The 12260-nt window shown below is 57.6% G+C and carries 21 protein-coding genes and 1 pseudogene; 5 read left to right on the forward strand and 17 right to left on the reverse strand.

What is annotated here, in order from left to right; translation table 11 throughout:
* The 12 genes and pseudogenes from PF66_RS33625 to PF66_RS31220 all read right to left on the reverse strand — a co-directional run.
* A pseudogene (locus tag PF66_RS33625) lies at positions 1–217 on the reverse strand (reverse transcriptase); the annotation flags it as partial.
* Between the two features lie 207 nt (positions 218–424).
* Complete coding sequence (locus PF66_RS31175) at positions 425–781, reverse strand: four helix bundle protein (protein WP_054064829.1); 357 nt, start codon at positions 779–781, stop codon at positions 425–427.
* A gap of 51 nt (positions 782–832) precedes the next feature.
* Entirely contained in the window at positions 833–1453 is a 621-nt protein-coding gene (locus PF66_RS31180; RefSeq protein WP_054064830.1) for a DUF1566 domain-containing protein, read from the reverse strand.
* 66 nt (positions 1454–1519) lie between these two features.
* Entirely contained in the window at positions 1520–2122 is a 603-nt protein-coding gene (locus PF66_RS31185; RefSeq protein ID WP_054064831.1) for a DUF1566 domain-containing protein, read from the reverse strand.
* Positions 2119–2436, reverse strand: a complete 318-nt coding sequence (locus PF66_RS31190; protein WP_054064832.1) for a hypothetical protein — start codon at positions 2434–2436, stop codon at positions 2119–2121. Before PF66_RS31190 ends, PF66_RS31185 begins: the two co-directional genes overlap by 4 nt.
* Positions 2437–2514: 78 nt before the next feature.
* The gene (locus PF66_RS31195) at positions 2515–3027 is read right to left on the reverse strand and encodes a hypothetical protein (protein ID WP_054064833.1); all 513 of its coding nucleotides are present in this window, start codon (positions 3025–3027) and stop codon (positions 2515–2517) included.
* Positions 3024–3791 (reverse strand): lambda exonuclease family protein, encoded by a 768-nt coding sequence (locus PF66_RS31200; protein ID WP_054064834.1) that lies wholly within the window; start codon positions 3789–3791, stop codon positions 3024–3026. Before PF66_RS31200 ends, PF66_RS31195 begins: the two co-directional genes overlap by 4 nt.
* Positions 3788–4546, reverse strand: coding sequence for an ERF family protein (locus tag PF66_RS31205; RefSeq protein ID WP_054064835.1), 759 nt, complete (start codon positions 4544–4546; stop codon positions 3788–3790). The genes PF66_RS31200 and PF66_RS31205 overlap by 4 nt, the downstream gene beginning before the upstream one ends.
* Before the next feature lie 127 nt (positions 4547–4673).
* On the reverse strand, positions 4674–5000 hold the full coding sequence (locus PF66_RS31210; RefSeq protein ID WP_054064836.1) for a hypothetical protein: 327 nt from the start codon (positions 4998–5000) through the stop codon (positions 4674–4676).
* Complete coding sequence (locus PF66_RS33265) at positions 4997–5134, reverse strand: hypothetical protein (RefSeq protein ID WP_193394250.1); 138 nt, start codon at positions 5132–5134, stop codon at positions 4997–4999. The genes PF66_RS31210 and PF66_RS33265 overlap by 4 nt, the downstream gene beginning before the upstream one ends.
* Positions 5131–5319 (reverse strand): hypothetical protein, encoded by a 189-nt coding sequence (locus PF66_RS31215; protein WP_054064837.1) that lies wholly within the window; start codon positions 5317–5319, stop codon positions 5131–5133. Before PF66_RS31215 ends, PF66_RS33265 begins: the two co-directional genes overlap by 4 nt.
* A complete protein-coding gene (locus PF66_RS31220) occupies positions 5316–5792 on the reverse strand; it encodes a hypothetical protein (protein WP_241494490.1) in 477 nt (158 codons plus the stop codon). Before PF66_RS31220 ends, PF66_RS31215 begins: the two co-directional genes overlap by 4 nt.
* A 118-nt stretch (positions 5793–5910) precedes the next feature.
* On the opposite strand from PF66_RS31220, the gene PF66_RS31225 reads away from it, so the two are divergent.
* A complete protein-coding gene (locus PF66_RS31225) occupies positions 5911–6138 on the forward strand; it encodes a hypothetical protein (protein WP_152973131.1) in 228 nt (75 codons plus the stop codon).
* Between the two features lie 22 nt (positions 6139–6160).
* On the opposite strand, the gene PF66_RS31230 is transcribed toward PF66_RS31225, so the two are convergent.
* From PF66_RS31230 to PF66_RS33270, 3 genes are all read right to left on the reverse strand, one after another.
* On the reverse strand, positions 6161–6541 hold the full coding sequence (locus PF66_RS31230; RefSeq protein WP_054064840.1) for a response regulator transcription factor: 381 nt from the start codon (positions 6539–6541) through the stop codon (positions 6161–6163).
* 438 nt (positions 6542–6979) lie between these two features.
* A complete protein-coding gene (locus tag PF66_RS31235) occupies positions 6980–7231 on the reverse strand; it encodes a DUF1654 domain-containing protein (protein ID WP_054064841.1) in 252 nt (83 codons plus the stop codon).
* Between the two features lie 162 nt (positions 7232–7393).
* Complete coding sequence (locus tag PF66_RS33270) at positions 7394–7969, reverse strand: hypothetical protein (protein WP_054064842.1); 576 nt, start codon at positions 7967–7969, stop codon at positions 7394–7396.
* A 166-nt stretch (positions 7970–8135) separates the two neighbouring features.
* Between PF66_RS33270 and PF66_RS34125 the strand changes: the two genes are divergently transcribed.
* Positions 8136–8252: a DUF2188 domain-containing protein gene (locus PF66_RS34125; protein WP_425357930.1), complete on the forward strand. Its 117-nt coding sequence runs from the start codon at positions 8136–8138 to the stop codon at positions 8250–8252.
* 277 nt (positions 8253–8529) lie between these two features.
* On the opposite strand, the gene PF66_RS32960 is transcribed toward PF66_RS34125, so the two are convergent.
* Both PF66_RS32960 and PF66_RS31245 read right to left on the reverse strand, forming a co-directional pair.
* Positions 8530–9627 (reverse strand): hypothetical protein, encoded by a 1098-nt coding sequence (locus PF66_RS32960; RefSeq protein ID WP_152973134.1) that lies wholly within the window; start codon positions 9625–9627, stop codon positions 8530–8532.
* 296 nt (positions 9628–9923) lie between these two features.
* Complete coding sequence (locus tag PF66_RS31245) at positions 9924–10580, reverse strand: LexA family protein (RefSeq protein WP_054064843.1); 657 nt, start codon at positions 10578–10580, stop codon at positions 9924–9926.
* Positions 10581–10689: 109 nt separating this feature from the next.
* On the opposite strand from PF66_RS31245, the gene PF66_RS31250 reads away from it, so the two are divergent.
* From PF66_RS31250 to PF66_RS31260, 3 genes are all read left to right on the forward strand, one after another.
* Entirely contained in the window at positions 10690–10869 is a 180-nt protein-coding gene (locus PF66_RS31250) for a Cro/CI family transcriptional regulator (protein ID WP_054064844.1), read from the forward strand.
* A gap of 125 nt (positions 10870–10994) precedes the next feature.
* A complete protein-coding gene (locus PF66_RS31255; RefSeq protein WP_054064845.1) occupies positions 10995–11294 on the forward strand; it encodes a hypothetical protein in 300 nt (99 codons plus the stop codon).
* 143 nt (positions 11295–11437) lie between these two features.
* Positions 11438–12232 (forward strand): Rha family transcriptional regulator, encoded by a 795-nt coding sequence (locus tag PF66_RS31260; RefSeq protein WP_054064846.1) that lies wholly within the window; start codon positions 11438–11440, stop codon positions 12230–12232.
* Positions 12233–12260 lie beyond the last annotated feature (28 nt).

The following is a 12260-nucleotide window of genomic DNA, read 5'->3' on the forward strand; positions in this document are numbered from 1 at the left end:
GACCAGGGCGGTATCGGCCGCTTACCAGGTCGTCGCGTAGCTCCGTCAGGTTCTTTTCCAAGTCCATTTCGAAAGCCAGCGCGCTGGTGCTGTTGCGCTTCGAGCGCCGGCAGTCGTAATAAGCTTGGACCAAGTCGCTGAACGGGCAGGGGCTCGAATCTGCGGACGGGGCGGACGCGGAGCTCGTTGTTCTTGTCGTTGTTGTTCTGATAGCCATCTTCGAAATTCAGATTGAATGCGTTGTTGGCGGAGCGCTGCGACCGGTCGTGCTATCTACGTCGCCCCGACGATTTCTCATCGGGGGAACTGTGCCGGACCTGCTCGGACGCTTTAGACCGTCGGTATCCGTGTGTGCACATGGCGGTGGCACGAAGGCCAGCGGCACGACCAGATTCAATTCGCACAGACCTGAAAGCCTTGACCTTCAGGTAGCGGGCGCGGTTGGGGAATTGCGCTTCCAGGCGTTGGCCTGCTTTCCGATAGAGGTTGTTACCTCCATCGTGCCTGCATGCTGGGTGACGCTGATGAAGCGGTTGTCCTTGAACAGGCGCATGAGCAGTTCGATCACCTGGACCTTCTCAACGAGTGACGTGAGGTGTGGTCGCTTATCCTGCGTGGCGTTTGCCCGCGCAATCAAGATCAGCACATCGACGCACTCGTCGATAACCCGCCGACCCAATGACTGCTTGAGTTCCCGCGGGATGTTCTTGGTGATGTTGGTAGCCATCTGCAAAAGACCGCTGGCGGCCTTGTAGATCGAAAGCTCAGTATGCATTGCCATGCGTTGCCCCTACTTGGGCTCCGGCCGCAAGCGGCCGGTTAAATGAATGAATTACTGAATAAGCTCGCTGCGGACGGGGCGGACGCGGAGCTCGTCGTACTTGTCGCTGCTGTACTGATAGCCATCTTCGAAAAGCAGAAAGACTGCGCTGTAGGCGGAGCGCTGCGAACTCGACCAGTACCAAGTGTCCTTGAACGCCTCCGGGCCACCTTCGCGGAATGCTTCATGCACCGTCTGCGCTGGGTCTTCTTCGCTGTAGATCTTGCCTACCGGATCGCTATTCGGGTTATCGCCGTCGCGCCGTCCGGCCCAGTTTTCCTGGGTCGTCGGTTTGAAGTGGCGATACTGCAGTTCTTGCACGTCACGCGCCGGGATCGCCCAGTCGGTGAAGCCACCGACATCCAGGGCCAGGACTTGCTGTGCTAGCTTGCTCCCGGCTGCGGCCATGGCTTCGGTGTTCGCCCGGCTGTTTGTGAAGCTGTCGGCGCCTTCGATCTTTTCGCCGTACTCACCCCATTCGCCAGTCAGCTCATGCCCGGCGCCGGCAGTGATGTTCAGGTAGCGATTTCCAGTCTCGGGGTCGCGGGTGATGCCTGAGACAAAGCCGCCGCCGTATGCCTGGCCGATGGCCGGAATGGTTGCTACTGGTGCTGCTTTTTCAACTGCGCTCATGTGATGCTCCTTTCGTCTAGGCAACAAAAAAGGCGCTGATGCGCCCTGGGTCAAATGAATGAAGGATCAAATAAAGAATCTGCGGACGGGGCGGACGCGGAGCTCGTTGGTCTTGACGGTGACGTCCTGATAGCCATCTGCGAAAAACAGAAGGAATGCGTCGTTGGCGGAGCGCTGCGAACTCGACCAGTAGTAGCAGTCTTGTGCGAAGATCTGCGGGCAGTTCACCCAGCCCTGGTACAGTTCGGCCGCGGCTGGCAGATAGAAGTCGTTGTGTCCGTCTGCGCTGTATCCTGAGGCCGCAATGGCGGCCGGATGACCACCTTCAGATAGCAGGATCGTCGAGTTCGACATGCCATCGGTCTTGCTGGTTGCCTTCGACTCTTCGCCTCGGCGTCCGTACTCGTGATCGCCGACATCGTCTTTTGCGAAGATCAGGTAGTGCGCTGGCACGTCGCCGCGAGGCGGGACGAAACCGCCGTTGAGTCCGCCTTGCTCGGGCCAGTACGAGCCAGTTTCCGGGATATCCGATGCAACGCCATTGGCCGCAACTTGGGCGGATGGGGCGATGTGACTGACAACGCTCGCCAGTACCAGGCCGGCTACCGTTGCCGCCGGCATCTTGATTGTTGCTTCGCCGACTTTCAGAGTGACCATTTCAGGTTTCATGCTATTTCCTCTTGGGAGATGCGCAGCGCTTCGCGCCGGCAGAAGTTTTCGAGTTTCAGCGCCACGGAATTCGATACGGTGATTTCGTGGCGCGGTGGAGTGAGAAAGGGAAGGGCTCCGGATGGGCCAAGGCTGTGCAGGTGGTGAATCATCAGGGTCATCGCTTCGCCCTGTTCAGTCAGGCCGGCCCAGGCCATCAAGTCCGAGAGGGCCTGTTTAGTCCCTGGTCGAACCTTCAAACGCAGGTCTTCTTCCTGCCTCTCTGTTGACTTGGTGCGCCGGCGCCGATCGCGTTCGGCCTGATCCATTGCCATAGTTTCCCTCCAGGCCGCTGGGTGGCAGATGAACCCAGGACTGCCGTTTGCGTTGCTGCACGCGCGCTGCTCGGCGCATCAGCGGGTCACCACCGGATAGTCGATGTTGTGGTCAGCGATGATTCGCCGGATCAACGTGGAGCTGATTTCGAGCTCTTTGCACGCCTGGTAGCGGGTTATTCCGCGGTCCATGCAATCCTTGATTTTTGCAACAAGCTCGGCGTCTTGCTTGGGCTTTCGCTTGTTCGGCGCATAGGCTTTCTTCGGGCCGGCGAGGAACTGGATGCCATATCGCTTGGCGATCCCGCGCAAGACCCCCAGCGAAAGACCCTCCCGCTCACATATCTCTTCACGGTTGAGCGTTTTTGCCAGCTCGCGAATTCTGCGTGCCTGGGCATCTGACGCCGATTTGACTGATGCGCTCTGGAAGTTCGGGGTCTGTATGCGTTCAACCACGGACACACCTGGTGATACGGTGACTTGGCGAACATCGATTTTTCCGCCGGCAGCGAGGAAGGCTTCGACAGAAGAAGCGAGAGACGCGCGAAGTGTTTCGTTCTGCTGGATTAGACTGAGTTCGTTGCTGATCATGCTGCTTTGCTCCTCAGCTTGGCCTCGTACTGGTCAACCAGCAGCTTGAACTGCCATAGATCGGCCTCGAGTTTTTCGATGTAGTCGTCATCGCGCTGGAACTCCTTCCACCAGAGCTGGCGACCAACTGACTCAAGTGCTGGGCAGTACATGCCGACATGCCAGAACTTTCGATCAGTGATCCACATGCAGCCCTGGACCTGATCCATTACGCCGCTGGCATCGTTGTCGATGTGAAATGACCTGAGCTTTTCTGGGGCCAGGAAGCACTTGTACTCGCTACCTCCGTCTTCGCCGATCAGTCCGTCTGCGCTGGCTCCAAAGAAGCCATCGTCAGTTGTGACGAATCCGGCACGATTTACCATGAGGCCGGTTTGCAGCTCGTGTTCCATGCGGGCTTGAGGCTCCAGTTCGTGACCGCGTTTCATCTGCCATGTCTCGAACCCGTTATCCAAGGCTGTCCCGCTGATCCGCTCAACAGCCAGGCTGAATGCATAGTTCAGTGCAGCCTCGGATGGTTCGCCAACTGGTTCGCCGGCCAAGGCCCTGCGGATCACATCGGCCTTCGGAGCAGCCTTGTATTCTGCTTCTGCTCGAGCATCAGCTTCCGACTTGCCGGCCAGGATGGCCGAGACATAAATCTGCTGTTGCGCAGTCAGGCCATTAACCCGTGATCGAGCCACCGTAAACATACTTGCGGTGATGCATCCAGAACGCGCTTGGTGCCACTCGGGGCTACCTTGCTCGCAACTGATCAGGATCATTTCGTTCCCTCCAGTTCTGCTTTGCGGTGATTTACGGCCCTGCGTAACTGATCGGCGCCCGTTGAATCTTTTGCTGCGTGAAGTATTTTCAAGCCCGATTGCCAGGCCTCTTGAAGGGACTTGCTGTCCTTGGCGGCGGCGACCTTGGCCTCAAGGTCAGCAATAATGGCTTCTCGGAAGCCGTCGCCGCTGGCTTCATTTCCGTCGTCATCTTCTTCGCCGATCGCTACGTTGAAGATCATCTTCAGCAGGTAGCGCATTCCGTAGGAAGTGCCGGATCCGAAGGCATGGGTCTTGGTCATGACATCTCCGCCTTTTGCGCCCTTCCCATCAGAAGGCACATGGGCGCGATATTCGCGAGTGTGGCCGGCCGTATGGCTTACGAAGCAGATCATGCCGACCATGCCTTCCGGCGCAGGCTCGGTACCAAAGGAAAGGGAAAATCCTTCCTTCGTGTACTTCGGTCGTAGAGCGCTGTCCAGCTTCCCGTAGGTTGCGTAGTTGCTGCCCGTCTGGCGGTTTGTGGCGTCGGTGGAGATGCGGCCCATTTCGGCCTGCACGCGCGACAGAGCGATGTTGAACTCAGTTTCTGCCTGCTTGATCTGCATGCGTTCATGCATCGTCATCAGGCGCTCCATCTTCTCGATGTCGCACTGAGGGTCAGAGGCAATGCGCAGGATGGCCTGCAGTACTGTTGATGGCTCGCCCACGACTGCGGGCGCCTGGTCTTTTTCGACGCGGGCGACGTTGTTCATTGAAAACCTCAGCGTTACTGGGTGACGCGATCAGCGAGAGCGCTGAGCAGCATCAAGAATGTGAAGATGGCGAGGGCGAGGAATGAGCCGCGCCAGATGAGAAGGCGCCGGCGGCGCTGTGCCTGGGTCATGGGGCGTGCCTTCCCTCGCCGCGGCACTTGAAGCATCTGCCAAATGAGCTGTGGTGCGGGCCACGGCTCACATACTCACCAGAGCCCTTGCACTCGCGGCAGATGACCTTGTTTCGTTCGCGATCAAGCTGCTTGCGAAGGTCGGCCAGCTCACTGTCACGTGGGTCACCAGCCGGAACCTGGAAGGCCATGCCGATGCTTTCTGCCCAAGCTGCAACATCTGATGCGACAGCCTTAATCTGCTCGCGAGTCGCCGTGATGCCGTGCTCCTCGAAGGATTCTGCGAGGCCCTCGGCGTAGTAGTCTGTGCGGGAATAGCTCATACCGTCACCTTGCAAGTCCAGCGTCCGGCGCACCGGCAGGGCTGTTCAATCCATTTCACGTCTGCCAGGAACAAGAAGCCCCGATTTCTCAGGGCTTCGGCGATTCCTGCGAACGATCCGGCGATGATGGTCATGCCGTCTCCTTGCGCCGCAGAATCAGCATTAGGCGCTTGCAGTAGTGGTTGAACTCTTCGGTCGTTATCGCGCCGTCGGTGAACAGTCGCGTGATGAGGCCCTGTACCAGGAGCTCGTTCTCGTCAGGGCAGTCATCATCTTCCAGGCCCTCAAGAGCCTGATCGATCAGAATGTGCGGGCTCAAAATCCGCACTCCCGTTCAAGGCGGTCCTGCTCCTGCTGGGCGGCCACTGCCTGTTCGGCGTGCGGCTTCAGCAGCTCTACCGCGATCTCCTTGAGCGCCTGCTTTCCGCCGACCAGGTAGATAGCCAGATCGAGCAGCGAGCCGGCACTGGCGAAGCCCGAGGCGGCGATGACGAGCTGGCCCAGTGCGTCCTTCTCGTCAAGGCCATCAATCTGGCGCTGGTTGACGTGGTCCTGAACCGCCTTGGCGAAGTGGGCTTGGGTGACCTCGCCCTTGTCGCCGGGCCGGTAGCCCCAGTCCACTCGGTAGCCGGCCAGCAGCCGGTCGGCGTTGGCGTCGATCCACTCGACCTCAGCCAGGTCGTCCTCACTGACCGGAGGCGGTAGCCGGTTGTCGTACTCATACTGGGCTTTTCGTAGCGCTGACATAGTCGCCTCCAGGGTGGCGGGTTGTTCACCTGTATTCGTCAGCACTCATGCCTCCTGCTGTTTGCCGATGGGCCCAGGGCGAGTGCTGACGGGTAGAGGCGGGGAAGGAGAAGATTTGTCGCTGCTATATTTGGAGCAGGTCTTCGGTGCCGAGGAGAGTCAAATGAGCTGGGATGAAAGGAGGTTCAAAGCCACATGCAGCGATTGTGGTCATGAAGGTGTTCAGGTCATTCGCTCAGATGACTGGGGGCGTACCGAGCAGAGCTGGGAGGGTTTCGATACCGTATCTGCAGAAGACTACGAGCACCATCGGGGGCGATCTGAGGCGCTCGTGCCGATTTGTAAATGCAAGTGCAAAAACATCATCATTGGGCAAGTCATACCTGAATGACTATGCACGTCAATGGCGGTGCTCAAACAGCCAGTTCGTGGCTCTCGGCACGGCGAACAACCCGGACGTGGGCCACACGCCTATCCGGAACCCTGCGGTCCCGGCGCATTTCGTCGTCGCTGATCAGCGAATGAATGGCGATAAGTGCGGCCAGGATGAAGCAGGCCGGGGTGATGATCTGGCGCTTCATGGCCTCGGCCACCAGCGCCGTGCGGCGGGTCACGCCAAGCTTGAACATGGCGTTGGTGAGTCGTTTCTTCACGGTGCCGGCTTCGATGCCGGCCTCCTTGGCGATCTCCTTCGAGGTGAAGCCCTGGGCGATCCAGAGAAGGAACTGCAACTCCCGCGGCGCCAGGCCGCGACCGAGATGACCCTTCCATGTGCCGTTGGTGATCGTGTCCATCGTGGTGACTCCCGGTTGATTTCCCGTCAGCCCCTCGCGAGAAGGGCTGCCAGTGAAATCTGTATCTCCGCACCCGCTTGCCGGGTCATTCGCTCAGTTCGGTCAACACCTCGTCCGCCGTCGCAGTGGTCTGCGCGTGGGCAGGCTTTCGGGCCTGTCGGATCGCCGGTCGCCAGTAGAGGCAAGTGCGGTTTTGTTCATCGGTTTACTGTCCTCCCACCGATGGAGCCGGGAGTGACCTAACCGGCTAGGCCGGGTAGTCGGGCATGGCGCTGGCTGTGTAAAGAGCGGCGCAGCTTTCGCTGCTGGCCGGCGGGGTAGGTGCTGGCTTGAGGTGAGTTTAAGCAAGCTGAAATTTATGTGTCAAGCATGCTGAATAAAATAATTCAGATTGCTGAAATTTACTCTTGGTAAAAAGCCCGCACTGAGCGGGCTCACTTATGCGTCGCAATACTCTCGCCAGCCGATCCTGACCTGGTCCGCCCCCAGGGTTTCTACTCTGATGCCGGCGGTTTCACTGATTTCTTCCAGCAGGCGCTGCCAGTCTTCCGGGTTTTCGTGTGCAAGTCGGGCAACGGTCACTGCCTGGACTTTCTGGACCTTGGGTGAGGCGATCAGGGATTGCAGGCGCCGTCCCACTGATTCGTAGGAGGAGAGCGGTTTGCTGGTGGTAAACGCAAGGTGCGGCATGTGGTACTCCTTACCAATACTGTATGAATAAACAGTATTGGTAAGGCTCGCGCTTGGCAATGGGGCAGGCTAATTATTTATGCGTTTATGCATATTTAGATCGTAATCTGATCCGCTCAGGCCTGAAAAAGCCCGCACTTGGCGGGCTGGCGATAATGCCGGCTAGTCGGCGATAGGGGCGTAATTTCCGCTTGTTGAGTCTCTGTAGACGACCTCACAGAACAGCCGCGGTCCATCTCGCAGTATGATCAGCGCCTTCTTTGCCTCTTCCTTGGTTTCGAAAGGGCCGGCGCCTACTGCAAGGCCTATCATCGGGACGATCGGAAGGCCGGTTGCGCTGATAGCCTCAATTGTCCGCTCCCGTTCGGCCTCGTCCTTGCAATGCGTTGATGCCACCCAGCCATGCTTCAGCTTTGGCGCTTGGCCCGGCTCGACATCTGAGCCGCAGTGCTTACATTTTATGGCTGCGAATTTGATAGGCTCTGCGCACAGTGGGCAGGGGCGAGCATCTGTCTCTGTCTGGAGAGCAGAAGGGGCGTTTCTGCCGCCCAGCAGAACCATCAGGAGGCCAGCGAGCGTTACCATTCCGCCAACAATCGTGTGGATCTGTCGGTCTGCCATTAGCCCCATGTTGTTCACCCGGCCGCCAGCACCAGTTGGCACGGACACATCCATGCCTAGCGCGAAGATCAGCCAGCAGATGCCGGCGATCATCGTGAACGTCCCAAGTCCTTTCATTGGATCCCTCCCCATCGTTGACCTAGCACTTTACCATCTATGGCTATTCGTCACTATTCCATGGCTCGGGCTTTATGCCCTGGGATAAAGTCAATTCACCGACAACAACTGGGAAGGACGATCAATGAGGCCACCGCAGCGTTTCAATGTGAATGGGTATTGGATAATGCAGGCGAGTGACGGGTGGGAGGTGTCTGATGACGATCGGCGCCTGGCCGGACCATTCGGCACCCAGGGCGAGGCAGAGGAGGCCGCCATGAAGCTACCGAGGAAAGGCTGGTAGGCCAGAAACAAGAAGCCCGGCGCTGGCCGGGCTATTTGATAGTGACGCTCACATGCCTGATGCGAAAGGGAAAGGGGTAATTTCAGAAAGCACCTCGAACCCATCCATGGAGGGTGGCACCCTGGCTTTTAGGTGTTTGTAATTTGGGGAAATGCAGACCTTGATCGCAATAGGTTTACCAGGCCTGAAGAAAGTCCCTATGGATACAGCTCGATCTGATGGCTCGTTCAAAGCTGCAAGAACATGCTCTGCCGCTATCAGCAGGTCTGCAGGATCTCTAGACATTGTGCCCTCCGACTAGGGTGGCTCCTAGTGCTTGCAGAATAGGTCTAATCGGCAAAATTAGCGATTTTGCACCCCCAGGAGCTGATGAGTCATTGCCTCCGGCGAACACCAGACCCACCGCTGCTATTGGGCGGCCATGGTCGTCCGCCTGGACAACGAGGGAGCCAGAATCTCCGGATAACGAAAATTCAGCACCGCTACCGTGAACTGTAAAAACGTTTCCAAACCATATGGTTCCACTGAAGCCATAGCTTTGGGCGGCGTAGTTTATACCACATGGCCTCAAGCTCCTGCTGACTATCAGACCCTTGGTATGGCGAGTCGTTCTACCAACCTTTTCAACCCTCATGCCTTCGACAGGATCAGCTATCGCTAAAGGAGTATCGAAAGCCTCACCTTGCATAGAGGACACTTCTGCTAGGTTCCTTATCAGGAACAGGGCGGCATCAGTGTTTGAGGCGATATCCACATTTCCTACGGATCCGACATGCATTTCCAGAGCGGTCGTGTGGAAGCCAAGCGTGAAGGGGGGTATCCCGGAAGGGCCGACGTCAATTACCCCTGGGGCAAGGATCGGGGTACCGGGCTGCACGTGGCTGCACAAAGCACTAACGTGGTTATTGGTTAGACCATAGATTTTGCCATCTGGTAGGCGTACGAGGGCTCCGAGGGTTCCAGCTGATGCGTCGTTACCTGGAGATATCGAAGATCCACAACTGTAATGCAGAGAGTTTGCAGCAGTTTGGTGCAATGAGAATGTTGCACCTTGGCTCTTCATATGGTCCTTCCCGACCGTTTCGACCACACCTTGAGGATAGGCAAGCCCTTTTCGATAAATTCCCTGGGGAAGGGACTTCAGATCCTTCTGGCTGATCTTTCGAGTTGTGTAAATGAAAATCGTGTTTGTCGTTTCGTTATAAGTGATCGAATCGACGCCCTTGTGTCTTAGAATTTGCTCGGCATCAACTGAAAGGGGAATCGGCTGCACCACGGCCAGGTATGTGGCATCAACGTCCGCTGGCAGTTGAGGCAGAAGCCCTCGGCCTATAGCCCACCTGGCGATGCCGCTGGCAACTTGATGGGTGCTCATGGGTGGGGCGGGAGGCGCAATTCCTGGAGGCGGTGCGGGTGTCAGTCCAGCAGGAATTGGCGGAATTGAGTTGGGCATAGCATCCCCTGAAAAGTAAATTCAGAGGCGACTGTTCGGGGGCCTCCTGCCCCATCTCTAGTTTTTCACCATTAAACTGCATGGTGGAGTCGTGCTTCTTGCACTTCCGTCTATCAACTTTGCACTAAGCGGATCTAAAAATTCAAGGCCTGGCTAACTGCTGAAACTCGTGGCCTTTCAAGATTTTCTGTTCAGCCTCGATGCTGTTGCGAATGGCATCAGTAAAACTTCTGCAGAGCCTGGACGACCACGCCCACAATCCGGCAGTTCTCGTTGAACGGCTGAATTGGGTACCCAGGGTTCAGAGGCTTCAGGAACCACTGTCCGCCGTCGCTTACCAGCTTCTTGAACGTCGCCTCGTTGCTGTCTGGCAGCTTGGCCACCACCAGCTTGCCAGGCAGGACCTCGGCCTCGGTATCTACCAGAATCAGCGTGCCTTCGGTGATGCTCTGGCCGGCCGGCGCCGTCATCGAGTCGCCTTTTACCTTCAGCCAGAACGCTGGGCCCTTGGAGTCGTATTCGGAATACTCGTAGGTGTCGGAAGTGCCGGCCGGGTAGGGCTCGACCGCCTCGGCCCAGGAGCCGGCGGCAACCCAACTGACTACCGGGTACCGGAAGGACTTGGTGGGCTGAGCAGCCATGGCGACGTTTGATTCGGACGCCTCTTGCTCATCCCCCTCGCCAATTGCAAGCCACTCCGCACGGAAACCGGTCGCTTTTGCCAAGGCGTAAAGATTCTCTGGTCTGAGGCTCTTGCTCTCACCAGTCACCCATTGAGTAACGGCTGAATTTGCCACGCCGCAAAGCGAAGCAATTTCCCCCTTTTTTTTGCCGCTGAGCTTGATGGCCCGGGCGATGCGTTCGTGTCTTTCCATGGACTCAATATTAAGTTAACTGAATTTAAGCATGAAGGAGCTGGAATTCATCGTTGACGCTAAAGATTCAGCATGCTGAAATTGTGCTAAGCCCGTATGAGGATGCGCAATGAAAACGCGTGAAGTCGCCGATTTCTTCGGCAGCAAGACGAAGCTGGCGCAGGCCCTTGGTATCCGTCCAAGCGCTGTGACCATGTGGGGGGAGACGATCCCAGAATCCAGGCAGTACCAAATCCAGGTTCTTTCCAAGGGCAAATTCAAGGCCGCCAGGAAAAGCCAAGCTGCCTGATCTGCCTGACCAATCCCCTGCCAATCCATGCAGCCAGTATCGACCTTACCGGCCTGCGCGGTAAGAAACCTGAAGTCGCTGGAGTTTTATCCAGTGCCAGTGAATGAGAAGAGAGAGACAAGAGCATGGCCATAGCCGAGCTGAAGATCCGATTCGACGCGCAGCCCGGCTTGGATGAGCTGGATGCCCTAATTGCCACCCTTGAACAGGTTTTCGCCGACGCTCCGCACCTTCGCTTGAAGGTCAGCGATCTGCTTTTCACCGGCAGCGATCACCGCTTCAAACCCGGCCTTGTCGACTTGGTCACGACGCCCGCAGGAGGGGCATTTGGTCCATCGATCATTCAGCTTCACATCACCGACCGTTTCCGAAAAGTGGTGGCTGCAGCCGTCGCAGATGAGCTTGAGCTCTTGAGTATCGATTAAAGACATGTCCGCCCTCCGATGGCCCTCTGGTGTGGAAATCGGAAGCTACCACGGATGCGCTGGACACCTACAAGCCTTGAATTTCAGGCACAAAAAAGCCACCGGCGAGGGTGGCTCATTTGCAAAACTAGAGAGTCACCATTATGCATAACCCAATCGCTCCATTCAACACGCTCGCAGAGCCCGCGCCACGAAACGGCACATCCCAAAACGTGGCGCGCACGATGTCGTCGGTGGAGATCGCCGAACTGACCGGGAAGCTGCACAAGAACGTGCTGGCCGACATCCGCTCGATGCTGGCGGATCTCGAAATCGACTCGGCTGATTTTTCAGCCCAGTACAGGGATGGCACCGGACGCAACCTGCCGTGCTTCCATCTCGACCGGGAGATGACCGACACGCTGCTCACCGGGTACAGCGCAAAGATGCGCCTGGCGGTGGTGCGTCGCTGGCGAGAGCTGGAAGCCCAGGTCTCCAAGCCGCGAGAGCTGTCCCGCATGGATTTGATCCAGTTGGCCTTCGAGGCCGAGCAGGCTCGCCTGCAACTGACCGTCCAAGTGCAGGCTCAGGCCACGAAGATCGAGCGCTTGGAGAACCTGTTCAAGGAGGGCATGACCCACGTGCAGTTCTGCAAGGGACTGAACGGCGTCAACGTGATGCAGGTTGGGCATTTCCTTGAAACTCGCAACTGGCTCTACAACGAGAGCAGGTCCGGTACCCGCTACCGCGTGGCCGCCTACGCCCGCGATAAGTACATGACTGAGCACCAGGTCGAGGTCGCCCCGCACGGCAAAGAGCCATTTATCTCCTTCACGCCGATTCTGCTGCGCAAGGGCGCCGTCCGGATGTACGAGCTGTACCTGGCTGGCGAACTGCCCATGAAGAAGAACTGGGATGGGCTGTTCACTCATGACAAGGCTGTGCGGGGTGCGGCGTGAGCATGGATATCGTATTTCGCATGCTGAC

This window comes from Pseudomonas asplenii (assembly GCF_001293465.1).
GTDB lineage: Bacteria > Pseudomonadota > Gammaproteobacteria > Pseudomonadales > Pseudomonadaceae > Aquipseudomonas > Aquipseudomonas fuscovaginae_B.